General features: G+C 71.5%; 14 protein-coding genes. 9 read left to right on the top strand and 5 right to left on the bottom strand.

Translation table 11 applies throughout. The features are described from left to right. Positions 1-204 precede the first annotated feature (204 nt). The gene (gene acs, locus ACFWP5_RS07545) at positions 205-2,208 is read right to left on the bottom strand and encodes an acetate--CoA ligase (RefSeq protein ID WP_384151987.1); all 2,004 of its coding nucleotides are present in this window, start codon (positions 2,206-2,208) and stop codon (positions 205-207) included. A gap of 125 nt (positions 2,209-2,333) precedes the next feature. Further along, complete coding sequence (locus ACFWP5_RS07550) at positions 2,334-4,859, bottom strand: SulP family inorganic anion transporter (protein ID WP_384151761.1); 2,526 nt, start codon at positions 4,857-4,859, stop codon at positions 2,334-2,336. 335 nt (positions 4,860-5,194) lie between these two features. On the opposite strand from ACFWP5_RS07550, the gene ACFWP5_RS07555 reads away from it, so the two are divergent. Further along, positions 5,195-6,466, top strand: coding sequence for a hypothetical protein (locus tag ACFWP5_RS07555; RefSeq protein WP_384151764.1), 1,272 nt, complete (start codon positions 5,195-5,197; stop codon positions 6,464-6,466). A 45-nt stretch (positions 6,467-6,511) separates the two neighbouring features. Here the strand turns inward: ACFWP5_RS07555 and ACFWP5_RS07560 are convergent, their stop codons facing one another. Beyond that, positions 6,512-7,492, bottom strand: coding sequence for an ATP-binding protein (locus ACFWP5_RS07560; RefSeq protein WP_384151767.1), 981 nt, complete (start codon positions 7,490-7,492; stop codon positions 6,512-6,514). Positions 7,493-7,593: 101 nt separating this feature from the next. Between ACFWP5_RS07560 and ACFWP5_RS07565 the strand changes: the two genes are divergently transcribed. Next, complete coding sequence (locus ACFWP5_RS07565) at positions 7,594-8,418, top strand: oxidoreductase (RefSeq protein WP_384151769.1); 825 nt, start codon at positions 7,594-7,596, stop codon at positions 8,416-8,418. Between the two features lie 42 nt (positions 8,419-8,460). Here ACFWP5_RS07565 and ACFWP5_RS07570 read toward each other — a convergent pair whose 3' ends face one another. Both ACFWP5_RS07570 and ACFWP5_RS07575 read right to left on the bottom strand, forming a co-directional pair. Beyond that, positions 8,461-8,625 carry a hypothetical protein gene (locus ACFWP5_RS07570; RefSeq protein ID WP_158697987.1) on the bottom strand — a complete coding sequence of 55 codons (165 nt, stop codon included), beginning with the start codon at positions 8,623-8,625 and terminating at the stop codon, positions 8,461-8,463. A 144-nt stretch (positions 8,626-8,769) separates the two neighbouring features. Then, complete coding sequence (locus tag ACFWP5_RS07575) at positions 8,770-9,612, bottom strand: HAD family hydrolase (RefSeq protein WP_384151772.1); 843 nt, start codon at positions 9,610-9,612, stop codon at positions 8,770-8,772. Positions 9,613-10,195: 583 nt separating this feature from the next. On the opposite strand from ACFWP5_RS07575, the gene ssd reads away from it, so the two are divergent. From ssd to ACFWP5_RS07610, 7 genes are all read left to right on the top strand, one after another. Further along, positions 10,196-11,299 (top strand): septum site-determining protein Ssd, encoded by a 1,104-nt coding sequence (ssd, locus tag ACFWP5_RS07580; protein WP_384151775.1) that lies wholly within the window; start codon positions 10,196-10,198, stop codon positions 11,297-11,299. Between the two features lie 341 nt (positions 11,300-11,640). Beyond that, positions 11,641-12,798, top strand: coding sequence for a TadA family conjugal transfer-associated ATPase (locus tag ACFWP5_RS07585; RefSeq protein WP_384151778.1), 1,158 nt, complete (start codon positions 11,641-11,643; stop codon positions 12,796-12,798). A 349-nt stretch (positions 12,799-13,147) separates the two neighbouring features. Next, positions 13,148-14,008: a type II secretion system F family protein gene (locus ACFWP5_RS07590; RefSeq protein WP_384151990.1), complete on the top strand. Its 861-nt coding sequence runs from the start codon at positions 13,148-13,150 to the stop codon at positions 14,006-14,008. A gap of 289 nt (positions 14,009-14,297) precedes the next feature. Next, positions 14,298-15,101 carry a type II secretion system F family protein gene (locus tag ACFWP5_RS07595; RefSeq protein WP_384151781.1) on the top strand — a complete coding sequence of 268 codons (804 nt, stop codon included), beginning with the start codon at positions 14,298-14,300 and terminating at the stop codon, positions 15,099-15,101. Between the two features lie 122 nt (positions 15,102-15,223). Further along, a complete protein-coding gene (locus ACFWP5_RS07600; protein WP_384151784.1) occupies positions 15,224-15,463 on the top strand; it encodes a DUF4244 domain-containing protein in 240 nt (79 codons plus the stop codon). Further along, a complete protein-coding gene (locus ACFWP5_RS07605) occupies positions 15,450-15,827 on the top strand; it encodes a TadE family type IV pilus minor pilin (RefSeq protein WP_384151787.1) in 378 nt (125 codons plus the stop codon). The genes ACFWP5_RS07600 and ACFWP5_RS07605 overlap by 14 nt, the downstream gene beginning before the upstream one ends. Positions 15,828-15,898: 71 nt before the next feature. Next, the gene (locus ACFWP5_RS07610; protein WP_384151789.1) at positions 15,899-16,384 is read left to right on the top strand and encodes an Rv3654c family TadE-like protein; all 486 of its coding nucleotides are present in this window, start codon (positions 15,899-15,901) and stop codon (positions 16,382-16,384) included. Positions 16,385-16,396: the final 12 nt, after the last annotated feature.

Here is a 16,396-nt window from a genome sequence, read left to right on the forward strand (position 1 = left end):
CGGTGGGTGGGCAGCACAGAGCACTCGCCGACCAGACTTCCCGGCACACCTTGTCGCGTCATTGACGCTTTGCTTAGTTTACCTAAGATGCGGCGGGACGGGTCCTACGGATCTCACGTCTACGGGTACGGATCTCACGTTATGCGCGAAAGGGGCGCCCGGCACGTTCGCCGCCGGGCGCCCCTTCGTCGTCGTATGCGCAGGTCAGTCCTCGCTGGGCGCGGCCGGGAGCTTGTCCTGGATGAGGTCCATGACGGTGGAGTCGGTCAGGGTGGTGACGTCTCCCAGCTGCCGGTTCTCGGCCACGTCCCGCAGCAGTCGGCGCATGATCTTGCCGGAGCGGGTCTTCGGCAGCTCGGCCACCGGGAGGACCCGTTTGGGCTTGGCGATCGGGCCGAGGACGGTGCCGACGTGGTTGCGCAGGTCGGCGACGAGGTTCTCGTCGTCGGCGTTCGCGGTGCCGCGGAGGATGACGAACGCGACGATCGCCTGCCCGGTCGTCTCGTCGGCCGCGCCCACCACGGCCGCCTCGGCGACGGCGGGGTGGGAGACGAGCGCCGACTCGACCTCGGTGGTGGAGATGTTGTGCCCGGACACGAGCATCACGTCGTCCACGCGGCCGAGCAGCCAGATGTCGCCGTCGTCGTCCTTCTTCGCACCGTCACCGGCGAAGTACTTGCCCGGGAAACGCGACCAGTACGTGTCGAGGAACCGCTGGTCGTCGCCCCAGATCGTGCGCAGCATCGACGGCCACGGCTCGGTGAGGACCAGGTAACCGCCGCCGCCGTTCGGGACCTCGTTCGCCTCGTCGTCGACGACCGTCGCGGAGATGCCGGGCAGCGGTGTCTGCGCGGAACCGGGCTTGGTCTCGGTCACGCCCGGCAGCGGCGAGATCATCATCGCGCCGGTCTCGGTCTGCCACCAGGTGTCCACGATCGGCGTCCTGTCGGCGCCGATGTGCTTGCGGTACCAGATCCACGCCTCGGGGTTGATCGGCTCGCCGACGGATCCCAGGATGCGCAGGCTGCTGAGGTCGAACTTCGCGGGGATGTCGTCGCCCCACTTCATGAACGTACGGATCGCGGTGGGCGCCGTGTACAGGATCGTCACCCCGTACTTCTGCACGATCTCCCAGAAGCGGCCCTGGTGCGGGGTGTCCGGGGTGCCCTCGTACATGACCTGGGTCGCGCCGTTCGCCAGCGGGCCGTAGACGATGTACGAGTGGCCGGTGACCCAGCCGACGTCGGCCGTGCACCAGTAGACGTCGGTCTCCGGCTTGAGGTCGAAGACGGCGTGGTGGGTGTACGCGGCCTGGGTGAGGTAGCCGCCGGAGGTGTGCAGGATCCCCTTGGGCTTACCCGTCGTACCGGAGGTGTAGAGGATGAACAGCGGCTGCTCCGCCTCGAACGCCTCGGGGGTGTGCTCCGCCGACTGCCGCTCGACGATCTCGTGCCACCACACGTCCCGTTCGTCGTTCCAGGCGACGTCCTGGCCCGTACGACGGACGACCAGCACGTGCTCTACGCCGCTGTCCGCGCGGTCGACCGCGTCGTCCACGGCCGGCTTGAGCGCGGACGGCTTGCCGCGCCGCCAGCCGCCGTCCGTGGTGATGACGACCTTGGCGTCCGCGTCCTGGATACGGGTCGCGAGCGCGTCCGCCGAGAAACCGCCGAACACCACCGAGTGCGCGGCACCGATGCGCGCGCAGGCCAGCATCGCGACCGCGGTCTCCGGGATCATCGGCATGTAGACGGCGACCCGGTCGCCCTTCTGAACTCCCAGCTCCAGCAGGGCGTTCGCGGCCTTGGAGACCTCGTCCTTCAGCTCGGCGTAGGTGATCGCACGGCTGTCGCCGGGCTCGCCCTCGAAGTGGATGGCGACGCGATCGCCGTTGCCCGCCTCGACATGCCGGTCCACGCAGTTGTACGCCACGTTGAGCGAGCCGTCCTTGAACCACTTGGCGAACGGCGGGTTCGACCAGTCCAGCGTCTCGCTCGGCTCCTTCGCCCAGCTCAGGCGGCGGGCCTGCGCGGCCCAGAAGCCGAGCCGGTCAGCCTTGGCCTGCTCATACGCCTCCGCCGTGACATTGGCGTTCGCCGCCAGGTCCGCGGGGGGTGCGAACCTGCGCTCCTCGCGCAACAGGTTGGCCAGGCTTTCGTTGCTCACGGCATCTGCCTTTCCCAGGGTGTCCGTTGTGTCCCGGGCCAGCTCATCAGACCCGGGGGTCCGATGACAAGGGTCGCCGAAATATTGGTTTAGACCTGTCATCGGACCTGCGGGCAGAGGTGTGTGGCGAGGGTCTTTCGTACCCACGGACGCCGGGTGAACGAGGTTCAGGCCGACATGTCCGCCACCCCCACGCCGTCGAACAGTTCGTCCCCGTCCTCCCCGCTCAGCAGATACGCCTGAGCCTCACCCACGTGGAAATACATCCCGTGCAGCTCCAACGCCCCCTCCCGCAACGCCCGCGCCACCGACTCGTGCGCCCGCAGATGCTCCAACTGCTGCACCACATTGGTCAGACACAGCTGTTCCACGGCGTCGGCGGGCGCCCTTCCGGCGAGCCGCGCCCAGGGCCGGCCGTCGTCGGCCATCCGCTCCAGGCTCGGCACCCCGTGCCCCAGCCACCGCTTCAGCGGCGTCCGGGCGCCCCCGGGCTCGGAGTTGAGCAGCGCCTGCATGGCCCCGCACCCGGAGTGCCCGCACACCGTGATCGATCTCACGCGCAGCACGTCCACCGCGTACTCGATCGCGGCGGCCACCGAGTCGTCCCCGCTCTCCTCGCCGGGCGGCGGCACGAGGTTGCCCACGTTCCGCACGACGAACAGGTCACCGGGACCACTGGAGGTGATCATCGACGTCACCAGCCGCGAGTCGGCACAGGTCAGGAAGAGCTGCGAAGGCCGCTGCCCTTCCCTGGCCAGCCGGGCCAGCTCCCCGCGCACGAGCGGCGCGGTGTTGCGCTGGAACGCGCTGATGCCACGCGCTAGTTGGTGGCCGCCGGGGCCGGTCTCCTTGCCGGCGCCGGGGTGGGTGTCCGCGCCGGTGTCGCCCCGTGCGGCTGTGCCGGGTGCGGAACGGTCCGTCGGCTCGCCGGGGTGTCCGCTCGACGGGGCGGAACGCGGGTGGTCGCACTGGTGGTTGCGCCAGGGCGTCCAGGGGTGGCAGCGGCAGGCGGTCGACGTCGTCGGCTCGTCGGTCGGAGCGTCGGCCGTGGTTCGGGCCGGAGCCTCGGTCGTCGTACCGCTCGTCGCGCCGGCCGCGGTGTCGGCCGGTCTTGCCTCACTCCCGGTGCGGCCCGGCTCGGCGACACGAACTCCCGTACGCCGTCCCATCAGTTCGGCGGAGCCCCCTCGTGCGGTGTGCGCGTTCTGCCAGTCCTGCAGTGACTCGTACGCCGCGTGGTCCATGAACGAACCGTCCAACTCCACGACGACGTGGGCGCCTTGGGGTACGAGATGCAGGGTGCGGCTGAGCCGCGGCACCGCGAGGAACGTCAACTGCCCTCGGACGTGTACGTGATGGACTCCTTCCTTCTCGTCGTGCGTGATGCAGGTGTGGGCAAGGCGGTTGAGTGCGACGGCGACGGCCACGGTGACTCCGAGGAGCACGCCCTCCAGGACACCGAGGAACACCACGCCGAGGGTGGTGACGGCGTAGACCAGCACTTCTCGGTGGCGGGTCACCGTGCGGATGTGGTGCAGGGACACCATCTGGATGCCGACGGCCATCACGAGTGCGGCGAGCGAGGCGAGCGGGATCAGCTCCAGCACCGGGACCATCAGCAGCGCGGCTGCTACTACGAGAACGCCGTGCAGCATCGTGGAGTTCCGGCTCACGGCACCGGCTTGCACATTCGCCGAACTCCGTACGGCCACACCCGCGACCGGCAGTCCGCCGAGCACGCCGGAGACGATGTTGGCAGCGCCCTGGCCCAGCAGTTCGCGGTTCAGGTCGGAGCGGCCGACGCGGGCGGAGAGCCCGGGCTGCCCGGCGACCAGCTTGTCCACGGCGACGGCGCCGAGCAACGACTGCACGCTGCACACCAGCGTGGTGGTGAGCACGGCGGCGGCGACGCCGAGCACCGGGCCCTCGGGAAGTCCGGCCAGCGCGTGACTGCTCCAGGACGGCAGATCGACCTTGGCCAGGCTCAGCCCGGCGAGGGAGGCGGTGAGGGTGGCTCCGGCGACGGCGACGAGCGCGGCCGGGATCTTGCGCATCAGGTGCCCCAGCCGGCCGGGAACACGCGGCCACAGCAGCAGAAGGGCCAGCGTCAGCACGCTCATCGCCACGTCGGCGGGGTGCAGGCCCGCCAACTGGGCAGGCAGCGCACGGAGGTTGGCGAGGACCGAGCTCTGTGGGGTGCCGCCCAGGACGATGTGCAGCTGGGCGACGGCGATGGTGACACCGATGCCGGCGAGCATGCCGTGCACGATCGCTGGGCTGACGGCGAGCGCGGTGCGGGCCACGCGCACGCAGCCCAGGGCGAGTTGGGCGAGGCCGGCGAGGACGGTGACCGCGCAGGTCGTACGCCATCCGTAACGGTGGATCAGGTCGGCGGTGACCACGGTGAGTCCGGCGGCCGGGCCGCTGACCTGGAGAGGGCAGCCGCCGAGCAGACCGGCGACGAGTCCGCCCGCGGCGGCGGCGACCAGGCCGGCCTGGAGGGGCGCGCCGGTGGCGAGGGCGATGCCGAGGGACAGGGGGAGGGCGATCAGGAAGACCGCGATGGAGGCCGACACATCGGCGCCCGCGATACGGAATCGGCGGTGCGGCGGCGGCGGGCTGTGCGGCTGGTGGATGCGCTTCGTCCGATCCACGGTCGAGTCGGTGGCGCGGGTGGGTACGCAGGCTGACATGTCTTCCCGTCTCCTCCGGGGCAGCGCGGTCGCGGAACAGGTGGTCCCCGTCGATGGCGGGGGTCGGTCGCGGCCGTGGGTCACGGCGTGCAGCGGCGGGATATCTCAACGCTCGGTAAATGGATCGTAATGCAGAGTAAAGGTCGAGCATAGAGTTTGCGGGCGAATGGGCTAATAAGTCCCCGTAGAGAGTGAAGTGGGAATTTCATCGGCTTGTCGTACTAATCCCACCTTCGGCCCCGTGCGACCTTGGCGGCGCTGCCGGGATTCCCGGCGCATCGCCAGAAAACGCCCTGATCGGCGTCGGTCCGAACGAAGGAAGAAGGTGGGCGGACATGGCCGCCACCCAGAGGATCACCGCGGGCGCAGTGATCGCCGCGGCCTGTGCCGCGTCGCTCGCCGGTTGCGCGATCGGTGACAACGGTTCCCCGCACGGAGCGCACGGTCCGCACAAGGCGGCGCCCGCCCCGGCACCCAAGAGCGGAGTCCGCCTGATCGGGGACGGCTCCACGTCGTACACCGGGGCGCAGCCGCATCTGCCCAGACCCGAGCGGCTCAAGCCCGGCCAGAAGCCCCCGCAGTTCGTGGTCTTCTCCTTCGACGGCGCCGGTGAGGACAGCCAGAAGCTGTTCTCCCACTTCCGCAAGGTCTCCAAGGCCAACCACGCGAACATGACGTACTTCCTCAGCGGCGTGTACATGCTGCCGGAGGACAAACGCGACCTCTACAAGCCCCCGGAGCACTCGCCCGGCAGCTCGGACATCGGCTTCAACGACGAGCAGGGCATCTCCGACACCGTGAAGCAGCTGCGCCTGGCGTGGCTGGAGGGCAACGAGATCGGCACCCACTTCAACGGTCACTTCTGCGGGAAGAACGGCGGGGTCGGCGAGTGGTCGGTCGCCGAGTGGAAGAGCGAGATCGCCCAGGCGAAGCAGTTCGTGAAGAGCTGGAAGACCAACTCCGGGATGAAGAAGGCGGCTCCGCTGCCCTTCGACTACGACAAGGAACTGGTCGGCGCCCGCACGCCCTGCCTGGAGGGCCAGGCCAACTTCATGAAGGCGGCGAGCCAGTTGGGCTTCCGCTACGACACCAGCGGGGTCAACGACCAGATCTGGCCCAAGAAGAAGGAGGGGCTGTGGGACCTGTCCATGCAGCTCGTCCCCTTCCCCGGACACTCCTACGAGCAGCTGACCATGGACTACAACTTCATGGTCAACCAGTCCGGCACACAGACCCAGGGCGACCCCGACAAGTACGACCGGTGGGGCGACGAGATGCGTGACGGCCTGCTCAAGGGCTTCGACCGGGCCTACGACGGCAACCGCGCGCCCCTGGTCATCGGCAACCACTTCGAGTCCTGGAACGGCGGCACCTACATGCGTGCCCTCGACGAGGTCATCGAGAAGGTCTGCAACAAGTCCGAGGTGCGCTGCGTGTCCTTCCGGCAACTGTCCGACTGGCTGGACGCCCAGGACCCGCAGACCCTGGCGAAGCTGCGCACCCTGAACGTCGGCCAGGTGCCGAAGCCGGGATGGACGTCCTTCCTGACCGGCCGCCCCGCCCCGGCCCCGAAGGGCGTCCCCGGGGCGCCGGCGGTCAAGCGGTAAGCGGTCCGGAGAGGGTCCGCCTCACGCGTCGCCTCAGACAGCGCCTCACGCGGAGGCGGTGACGCTCTCGTCGAGCACGAACCCGGGGTCGACCTGCGCAGCCAGGTCGGCCCCGGTGCGCGCGTTGCCCCAACTCTGCGCGTTCTTCAGGTGGAAGTGCACCATCTGACGCGTGTAGCGCTCCCCGTCACGCAGTTCGTACGTCGCGTCGGCGGCGATCTCCAGCAGGCGCAGGGCGCGGCGGTTGGCGTCCTCCAGGAGCTCGAGCCGGGGCGGCCGGCCCTTCTCCATGGCACGCACCCAGTCCGAGTGCCCCACCGTCACGAGCAGGTCGTCCCCGACTTCGGCGCGGAGGAAGTCGAGGTCGTCCTGACCCTGCACCTTGTTGCCGACGACCTTCAGGACGACTCCGAAGTCGCGGGCGTACTCCTTGTACTGGCGATAGACGGAGACCCCCTTCCGGGTCGGCTCGACCACGAGGAACGTGATGTCGAAGCGGGTGAACATGCCGGAGGCGAAGGAGTCGGAGCCCGCCGTCATGTCCACCACGAAGAACTCGTCGCGCCCGTCCACCAGGTGGTTCAGGCACAGCTCCACCGCTCCCGTCTTGGAGTGGTAGCAGGAGACCCCCAGGTCGGCGTCCGTGAAGGGGCCCGTGACCATCAAACGGACGGCGCCGCCGTCGAGTTCCACCGGTCGCGCGCAGGCGTCGTAGACCGGATTGTTCTCGCGCACCCGCAGCAGCCGGGAGCCCTCGCCGGGCGGGGTGGTCTTGATCATCGTGTCGGCGGAGGCGATGCGCGGGTTGGTGCCGCGCAGGTAGTCCTTGATCAGGGGGAGGTGCTCGCCGAGCGCGGGCAGTGCGGCGGCTTCCGCCTCGTCCAGGCCGAGCGCGGGGCCCAGGTGCTGGTTGATGTCCGCGTCGACGGCGACGACCGGTTGGGCGGTGGCCGCGAGGTGGCGGACGAACAGGGAGGACAGGGTGGTCTTCCCGCTGCCGCCCTTCCCGACGAAAGCAATTTTCATGTTCACGAAGCGTAGTCGTGCCATAGCTGTACGTGGCAGGCCTGCGTAAAGAAGACCACTCAATCGTGGGGCGCGCCGCCGGGATGGCTAGGGTCGTACTCATGAGTACGACAGGTGCGACCGCCGATCCGCTCGCGGCCCTGGGCACGCTGCCCGGAGTGGCCGAGTCCGTCGAGTCCATGCGAAAGGCCGTGGACCGGGTCTACGGGCACCGCGTCATGCGGCGCCGCAGCAACGAGATCACCGCCGAGGCGGCACTGCGCGGCGCGCGTGGCTCGGCGGCGCTGTCCGGGGCCGACTGGGCACTGGAAGAGGTGCGTCGGCGTACCGACTTCAGCGGCGACGCGGAGGCCCGCACGATGGGCGCGGCCCTCCGGCTGTCCGCCGAGGCGGGCCAACTGCTGTCCATCTGGCGGCAGTCGCCCCTCCGGGTGCTCGCCCGGCTGCACCTGGTGGCGGCCGCGAGCAACGAGGACGCGGTCGGACGGCCGCGACAGCAGGGGGAGCCGGTCGACGAGCCGCTCGTCGAACTGCCGCTGCCGAGCGCGGCCGAGGTGTCCGGGCGCCTGGACGGACTCTCGGACCTGATCATCGCGGGCGGGTCGGCGCCGGCGCTGGTGACGGCCGCCGTCGTGCACGGCGAACTGCTCGCCCTGCGCCCCTTCGCGTCCCACAACGGCCTGGTCGCGCGGACGGCCGAGCGGATCGTCCTCATCGGCAGCGGCCTCGACCCGAAGTCCGTGTGCCCGGCGGAGGTCGGCCACGCCGAGCTGGGGCGCGCGGCCTATCTGGCGGCACTGGACGGCTATGTCTCCGGCACCCCGGAGGGCATGGCCGGCTGGATCGCGCACTGCGGCAGGGCGGTCGAACTGGGGGCGCGCGAGTCGACGGCGGTGTGCGAGGCGCTTCAGCGCGGGGCCGCGTAGCGACGTCGGTTGATATGAAAAGGGCCCCCTACTGGGGGGCCGCTACAGGGATGCGGCGGTACGAGGATTCGTACCGCCGCTGGCATGTTCCACCGGGTTACCAAGCGTCCTCGAAATATTGCCCATCAGGTCGGGAACATTGCCCGTCACCTGGTGCGGCTGGCCCGTAATCGACGGGTCGACGTCGCGTGGGTGCTCGGTGTTCATGCGCGGTCCGTGGGGCCAAATGCGTTATTAAGGTGATCCTTTCGGATGTCCTTGGTCTCGCGGGCCGTTGAATCCTTTGTACTCCAGCCCTGGAGGAAGCGGAACCCCTGGCCGCGCTTCTTTACTTTTACGTTCAAAGGGTAACTAACCGGCGTAAACGGTCGCCGCCCTGCGTCGGCTCGCGTACCAGACGAGCCCCGCCGTGGCCGCCGCGGCACCCACGGCCGCGGCCATGACCAGCGCCGGGCGGGGCGGTACGGAGAGCGTGGGCAGCCGCTGCTTGAGCCGGACCGGGCGGTTGAAGTCCAGAATCGGCCACCCGCGCGCGAGTGCCTCCCGGCGCAGGGTGCGGTCCGGGTTCACGGCGTAGGGATGGCCCACGGACTCGAGCATCGGCACATCGGTCGCGGAGTCGCTGTAGGCGTAGCAGCGGTCGAGGTCGTACCCCTCGGACTGTGCCAGCTCCTTGATCGCCTCGGCCTTCGTCGGGCCGTACGCGTAGTACTCCACCTCGCCGGTGAAGCAGCCGTCGTCGCCCACGACCATGCGAGTCGCCACCACCCGGTCCGCGCCCAGGAGTTCACCGATCGGCTCGACCACCTCGGCGCCGGACGTGGACACGATCACCACGTCGCGGCCGGCGGTGTGGTGCTCCTCGATGAGGGAGGCCGCCTCGTCGTAGATGATCGGGTCGATCAGGTCGTGCAGCGTCTCGGCGACGATCTCCTTGACCTGCTGGACGTTCCAGCCGCGGCAGAGTGCGGACAGGTACTTGCGCATCCGCTCCATCTGGTCGTGGTCGGCGCCGCCGGTGAGGAAGACGAACTGCGCATAGGCGGTCCGCAGGGCGGCCCTGCGGTTGATCAGTCCGCCTTGGTAGAAGGACTTGCCGAAGGTGAGCGTGCTCGACTTCGCAATGACCGTCTTGTCCAGGTCAAAGAAGGCTGCTGTGCGGGGCAAGGAGTGGTTTTCCACAACCCAGAGCATAGGCGCAGCCCATTCGGCGTAAGGTGAGGCGCGTGGGTTTGCCTGAGAGGCCTCTCGGGTACACCATGGAAGTCACGGATCGTTCGCGACCGTGCTAACGCGGTCCGGCTCCTCCCCCCCCGAGTCGGCCGTGAAGACGACCCCCACTCTCCCCCCCGGTGGGGGTCGTCGCATGTCCGGACGCGTTTTCCTTCCCTGTACGTGGTCGTGAGGCCATCCCGAGGCGGCTGGTGCCGCCTTTTTTCATGCCCAGAGCTCGTCACTGTGTGTAGTTGGCGGACTGCGCTGTGGAACTCGTACAGAGGTCAGTACAGGGGTCACCGGTATGGGTGAAGGCGATATTCACAGGCCCTGAGTTGTCCACAGTTTTCGACCAAGATCCACATGATTTCCGCGATGCCCGCACCGTGATTCCAACGCGTCCTCGCTCGCGGCGAGTTCATGGCCGGTTCCGTTTGCCGGACGCGTTTGGCCGGTTTCTGTCGGCCGTGCATATGGAGGCCGGTCACCGGTTCTTCGCACGTTTGGGAATCGCGGGGCCGCAGGGGCGACGCGAGAGACACAGCGATGGGGGATGGAAAACATGGCCGGAACTGTCACACACGATCCGCCGCACGCCGCCGGAGGGCGACAGGGCGGACCGCTGATCGTCACCGAGGACGCCGAGCTCCTCGACGACCTGCTGCGCCTGTGCGCGGCGGCCGGCGCGACACCCGAGGTCCATCACGGGGTGCCGGAGCGCCAGGGCGGCTGGGAGACGGCACCGCTCGTCCTGGTCGGCGACGACGCGGCACGGCGGGTGCGCGGGGCCGCCCGCCGACGCGGGGTGGTGCTGGTCGGCCGGGACCAGGACGACTCCGGGGTCTGGCGGCGAGCCGTCGAGATCGGTGCCGATCACGTCCTGATGCTGCCCGACGGCGAGCAGTGGCTGGTCGACCGCATCGCCGACGTGGCCGAGGGCGTCGGGCGCCCCGCGCTCACCGTGGGCGTCATCGGCGGCCGAGGCGGGGCCGGAGCGTCCACGCTGGCCTGTGCGCTGGCCGTCACCTCCGCGCGTGAGGGGCTGCGCACGCTCCTGGTGGACGCGGATCCGCTGGGTGGCGGACTCGACGTGCTCCTCGGCGGCGAGATGGCGGAAGGCCTGCGCTGGCCCGCGTTCGCCGCCTCGCGCGGCCGGGTCGGCGGCGGCGCCCTGGAGGAGTCCCTCCCCGAACTCCACTCGCTCCGGGTGCTCAGCTGGGACCGCGGCGACTGCGTCGCGATCCCGCCCCAGGCGGTGCGGGCGGTGCTCGCCGCGGCCCGACGACGCGGCGGCACGGTCGTGGTCGACCTGCCCCGCCGCATCGACGACGGGGTCGCCGAGTCCCTCGCCCAACTCGACGTCGGCCTCCTCGTGGTCCCCGCCGAACTGCGCGCCGTCGCGGCGGCCGGCCGGGTGGCGTCCGCCGTCGGCATGGTCCTGCGCGACCTGCGCGTGGCCGTGCGCGGGCCGTACGCCCCCGGCCTCGACGACCGGGAAGTGGCCCGCCTCCTCGGCCTGCCCCTGGCCGGCGAGGTGCCCGTCGAGTCAGGGCTCCTACGGCCGCACGACGGCAAGGCGCCGCCGGGGACAGCGGGGAGGGGGCCGTTGGCGCGGTTCTGCCGGGAGTTCCTGGAGCGGGCGTTGGTCGAGGTGGGTGGCGTATGAGGGGGCTGGTGAGGAGCACGGGGAATCCCGGGAGGGGCGGTGCGACCTTCCGGAGCGGTGCGGCGGGGGGCTTGGGCAGCAGGGCGCCTGGGCTTGCGGGGACGGGGGGTTCGGCCGATGTGTCGAGGGGCGCGTCTTTGGGGGACGGCGGTTTGACGGGTGTCCCGGCGAGTGGCGCGGTCGGGGTTGAGCGGGTGAGGGACTCGGATGGTGCTTCGGGGCCGTGGGCTTTGGGTGGGGCCGGGTCGAGCGGGGTCGTCGGGGTCGATCGGGTGCGGGGCTCGGCGGGTGCTTCGGGGCGGTGGGCTTCGAGTGAGGGCGGGGCGAGTAGCGAGGCAGCGGTGCCCGTCGGATTGCTCGACGGTGTGCGGCGGTGGCTGGCCGAGAGCGGGGGTGAGCCGACGCCCGCGCGGGTGGCGCAGGCGTTGCGGGAGCAGGGGCGGGTGCTGGGGGACGCCGAAGTGCTGGGCGCCGCCGAGCAGCTGAGGTCCGAACTGGTGGGCAGCGGCCCGCTGGAGTCCCTGCTCGCCGACCCCTCGGTGACCGACGTCCTCGTGTCGGCCCCGGACCGGGTGTGGGTCGACCGGGGCGGCGGCCTGGAGCTGACCGGCGTCTCCTTCCCGGACGCGGCAGCCGTACGACGCCTCGCGCAGCGCCTGGCCGCGGTGGCCGGACGCCGACTGGACGATGCCCGGCCCTGGGCCGACGCCCGGCTGCCCGACGGGACCCGCCTGCACGCCGTACTGCCCCCGGTCGCCGTCGGCTGCACGTGCCTGTCGCTGCGCGTCGTACGACCGCGCGCGTTCACGCTCGGCGAACTGGTCACGGCGGGCACGGTGCCGCCGGGCGGTGACCGCATCCTGCGTGCCCTGGTCGAGGCACGGCTTTCGTTCCTCATCAGCGGCGGCACGGGCAGCGGCAAAACGACGCTGCTCAGCGCGCTGCTCGGGCTGGTCGGTTCGGGTGAGCGGATCGTGCTCGCCGAGGACTCTGCGGAGCTGAAACCGGATCATCCGCACGTCGTACGGCTGGAGAGCAGACCCGCGAACCAGGAGGGCGCCGGGCTCGTCACGCTCCAGGACCTGGTCCGCCAGGCACTCCGGATGCGGCCGGACCGGCTGGTCGTCGGCGAGGTGCGCGGCCCGGAGGTCGTCCACCTGCTCGCCGCGCTCAACACGGGCCACGAGGGCGGTTGCGGGACCGTCCACGCGAACGCGGCGGCCGATGTTCCCGCCCGCCTGGAGGCCCTGGGCACGGCCGCCGGCCTCGACCGGGCCGCGCTGCACAGCCAGTTGGCGGCAGCCCTGTCGGTGGTCCTGCATCTCGTACGGGACCGGACCGGGCGGCGACGGATCGCCGAGGTCCATGTCCTGGAGCGGGACCCGTCGGGGCTGGTGCGGACGGTGCCGGCGCTGCGGTGGGGGGTGGAGGCGTTCGCGTACGAGCGGGGGTGGGAGCGATTGCGGGAGTTGATTCGGGGTGGGGTTGACGGGGGTTAGGCGGGATGTGCACGCACTGGCGAGCTGGAGTGGGACGGAGGTCGGCGGGCGGGGTGGGCGGCCGGCGAGTGAGGGGGGCGGTGATGGGCGCGTGGGTGGGGCGGGCGTCGGCATGTGGGAGTCGTCATGGGTGCCCTGCTGGATGGCCGGCGTGTGGGCCGGAGCGGTGACGGGAGGCGCGTGTGGGGCGGGTGTTGGTCGGCGGAAGTGGCCATCGGCGCCGTGCCGGGCGGGCGGCGGGTGAGCCGGAGTGGGCGTGGGCGTCGTGCGGACGGCCGGCGGCGCGGGAGTGGTCAGGAGTGTCGTGCGGGACGGGCGACAGCGAACGGGAGTGGTGATGGGCGTGGGGATGGGTGAGGTGTCGGTCGGGGTGGTCGCGGTGTGTGTCGGGGGCCTGGTCTGGTTGATGGGTGGGCGGCAACCCGGGGCGCGGCGGGCGGAGTTGCTGTTCGCGGGCGGTGGGGTGGTGGGCGCCGGGCCGCCCTCGTGGGAGCGGGCCGTGGACGAACTGCGGCGCATCCGGGGCCGGTTGCGGGCCGAGTGGTGGGCGCTGGGCGTCGGACTGGTGCTGGCGGTGCTGGGGGCCTCGGTGATTCCGGTCGTCGCGGGGGCGGCCGGGGTGCCGTTGCTACGGCGGGTGCGGTTGGCCGGGGAGGCGCGGCGGGCGCGGGAGGTGCGCGGGGACGCGGTGATCGCGCTGTGCTCGGCGCTCGCCGGAGAGGTACGTGCCGGGCGGCAGCCTGGGGAGGCCTTGCTGCGGGCGGCGCATGACTCCGGCGGGCTCGGTGAGGCGCAGGCCGGGGTGTTGGCGGCGGCGCGGTTCGGCGGGGACGTGCCGGGTGCGCTCACCTCGGCGGCACGACAGCCGGGCGCGGACGGGCTGTTGGGGCTCGCCGCGTGCTGGCGGGTCGCCGTGGACCAGGGCGCCGGGCTCGCGGCGGGACTCGACCGGCTCGAAGGGACGTTGCGTGCCGACCGGGACCAACGGGCCGACCTTCGCGCCCAGTTGGCGGGGGCACGGGCCACCGCGGTGATGCTCGCCGGGTTGCCGGTCCTCGGGCTGCTGCTGGGCGCGGCGATGGGTGCCGATCCGCTGCGGGTGCTGCTGCACAGCGGGGCGGGATTCGGGTGCCTGGTGGTCGGGGGGTTGTTGGAGGGCGCGGGGTTGTGGTGGGCGCTGCGAATCGTGCGGGGGGTGGAGACGGCGTGAGCGGCGGGGGCGGGGTGACCGCGGGAGTGGATGTCGGTGTTCGGCTCGGTCCAGGACGTGGGAGCCGTTTTGGGCCGGGGCTGTACGAGGGCGTGATGGGTCGGTGGCTGGGATGCGGGGGTGGCATGAGCGGGGCCGGGCGCGTGCGGGAGCCGTGCGGCGGCGCGACGGAACGGCGGCTGGGATTCGGGGTCGGCGGCGGGCTTGACGGGATCGGGCGCTCGGTGAGAGCCGGAAGCGGTGTGGGTGCGGATGCGGAAGTTGGCATGAGTCAGACAGAGGAGGCGGCGTGAGTGCGGAAGTTGTCCACAGGCTGGGGGTGGTCTTGGGGGCCGGGTTGGTCGTGGGGTGGTTGGTGCGGTGGCTGGACGGGGTGCGGTGTGAGCGGAGGGCGCGGCGACGGCTGGCCGGGCTGCTGCTTCGGGAAGTTCGGGAGGCTCGGGAAGTGGCGTCTGCCGGGCGGTGGTTCGAGGCTCGGGACGCTGCGCGGCGGTGGCTGCCCGCGGTCGGTGTGGTGGGTGCCGGGTGGGTGTTGGTCGGTGGGGCTGCCGGGGTCGTGGTGGGCGTGGTCGTCGCGGTCGGGCTGTGGCAGTGGCGGCGTCGGCAGGCGGCCGACGACACCGTCGCCGAGCGCGACGCGGCCACCGCCGCCCGCCAACTCCCGCTCGCTGCCGATCTGCTGGCCGCCTGCATCGCCGCCGGAGCCTCGCCGGTGATCGCCTCCCAGGCCGTCGGAGAGGCCCTTGCAGGGCCCGTGGGGGAACGCCTGGCGCGGGCGGCGGCGGAAGTACGGCTCGGTGGCGAACCGGCGGACGCCTGGCGGAGGTTGGCCGTGCTTCCGGGCGCCGGCCCGCTGGCCCGGCTGCTCGAACGGGCCGACGAGTCGGGGCTCCCCGCCGCCGGACCGGTCGCACGGCTCGCGGCGGAGGCCCGCGCCGACTGGACACGCACCACGACGGCACGGGCCCGGCGGGCGGCCGTCCTGATCACCGCACCGGTGGGGCTGTGCTTCCTGCCCGCGTTCATCGCGGTCGGCGTACTGCCTGTGGTGATCGGGCTCGCCGGCGGGGCGGTGGGAGGGGGTGGTGGCTGACGGGAGGAGCGAGCGGTGAGGGACGTACGACGACCAACGACTGACGTATGACGGGCGACAGCTGAACCTCAGCGGCCGACCGAACGAGTAAGTGAACCGACAGGAACCTCACGGGGGTTGAGATGTACAAGGCAGTGCAGGCAATGCAGGCAGTAGGGGTACGGGCCGTGCGAGCGGTGCGGGTACGGGCTCGGTTGGGTGCCGTGGCGCGCGGGGACGCGGGGATGGCCACCGCCGAGTACGCGATGGGGCTGGTCGCGGCGGTGGCGTTCGCGGTGGTGCTCTACAAGGTGGTGACCAGCGGGGCGGTCAGCGCGGAGCTGCAGAGCATCGTGAAGCGGGCCCTCGATGCGAAGGTGTGAACGCCGGGGCGGGGACGAGGGGTTCGTGACGGCGGAGGCGGCCGTGGTCCTGCCCGTGCTGGTGATGTTCGCGATGGCGCTGGTGTGGGGGCTGTTGGTGATGGCCGCGCAGATCCAGTGCGTGGACGCGGCCCGCTCGGGCGCCCGGGCCGCGGCTCGGCAGGACCCGGCCGACGCGGTCGTCCAGGTGGTCCGGGACACGGCCCCGCGTGGTGCGAAGGTCACGGTCGGCCGGGAGGGCGACCAGGTCCATGTGGTCGTGGTCGCGAAACCGCCGGTGCTGAGCGGGCTGCCCTTCGAAGTGCGGGAGGAGGCCGTGGCGCTGGCGGAGGAGACGGTGGGCGAGGGGAGGGCGGGACCGTGAGGTGTCGTATCCGGGCCCTGTGGGATGTGATTCCGGCCGTGGGGCGCGTGATTCCGGTTCTGGGGCGGCGTATGAGATCCCGTCACTCGGATCGTGGGTCCGCCACCGTGTGGAGCCTCGGTGCGATGGCCGTGATGTGTGTGGTGTTCGGGATCGTGCTGGCCCTGGGCCAGGCCGTCGTGGCCCGGCACCGTGCGGCCGGTGGTGCGGATCTCGCGGCGCTCGCGGCGGCCGACCACTGGGCGGAGGGCGGTGCGGGGTCCTGCGCCCTGGCGCACCGGGTGGCGCGGGCGCAGGGGACGCGTCTTGTGCGGTGCGCGGTCGTGGGCGAGACGTCGGACGTGACGGCGTCGGCGGGCCGGGGACCGTTCGCGTCGGAGGTCAGGTCACGGGCCGGACCTGCGACGCCGGTACCGCCACCGGTGCCTGCACTGCCCCCTGAGGCACCGGTGCCTGCTCCTCCGCCGGTCCCTGCACCACCGGTGCCTGCTGCTCCGCCGGTCCCTGCACCACGGGCGCCTGCCACTCCACTGGCGCCCGCACCACCGGCACCCTGAGCCGCAGCCGCA

Source organism: Streptomyces sp. NPDC058469 (assembly GCF_042721125.1).
GTDB lineage: Bacteria > Actinomycetota > Actinomycetes > Streptomycetales > Streptomycetaceae > Streptomyces.

Coding starts and splice junctions, on each gene's coding strand:
- ACFWP5_RS07560 (WP_384151767.1), bottom strand. CDS start 7,492: ATGAAAATTGCTTTCGTCGGGAAGGGCGGCAGCGGGAAGACCACCCTG.
- ACFWP5_RS07565 (WP_384151769.1), top strand. CDS start 7,594: ATGAGTACGACAGGTGCGACCGCCGATCCGCTCGCGGCCCTGGGCACG.
- ACFWP5_RS07610 (WP_384151789.1), top strand. CDS start 15,899: ATGAGATCCCGTCACTCGGATCGTGGGTCCGCCACCGTGTGGAGCCTC.
- ACFWP5_RS07555 (WP_384151764.1), top strand. CDS start 5,195: ATGGCCGCCACCCAGAGGATCACCGCGGGCGCAGTGATCGCCGCGGCC.
- ACFWP5_RS07550 (WP_384151761.1), bottom strand. CDS start 4,859: ATGTCAGCCTGCGTACCCACCCGCGCCACCGACTCGACCGTGGATCGG.
- ACFWP5_RS07590 (WP_384151990.1), top strand. CDS start 13,148: ATGGGTGAGGTGTCGGTCGGGGTGGTCGCGGTGTGTGTCGGGGGCCTG.
- ACFWP5_RS07575 (WP_384151772.1), bottom strand. CDS start 9,612: ATGCTCTGGGTTGTGGAAAACCACTCCTTGCCCCGCACAGCAGCCTTC.
- ACFWP5_RS07600 (WP_384151784.1), top strand. CDS start 15,224: ATGTACAAGGCAGTGCAGGCAATGCAGGCAGTAGGGGTACGGGCCGTG.
- ACFWP5_RS07605 (WP_384151787.1), top strand. CDS start 15,450: ATGCGAAGGTGTGAACGCCGGGGCGGGGACGAGGGGTTCGTGACGGCG.
- ssd (WP_384151775.1), top strand. CDS start 10,196: ATGGCCGGAACTGTCACACACGATCCGCCGCACGCCGCCGGAGGGCGA.
- ACFWP5_RS07570 (WP_158697987.1), bottom strand. CDS start 8,625: ATGAACACCGAGCACCCACGCGACGTCGACCCGTCGATTACGGGCCAG.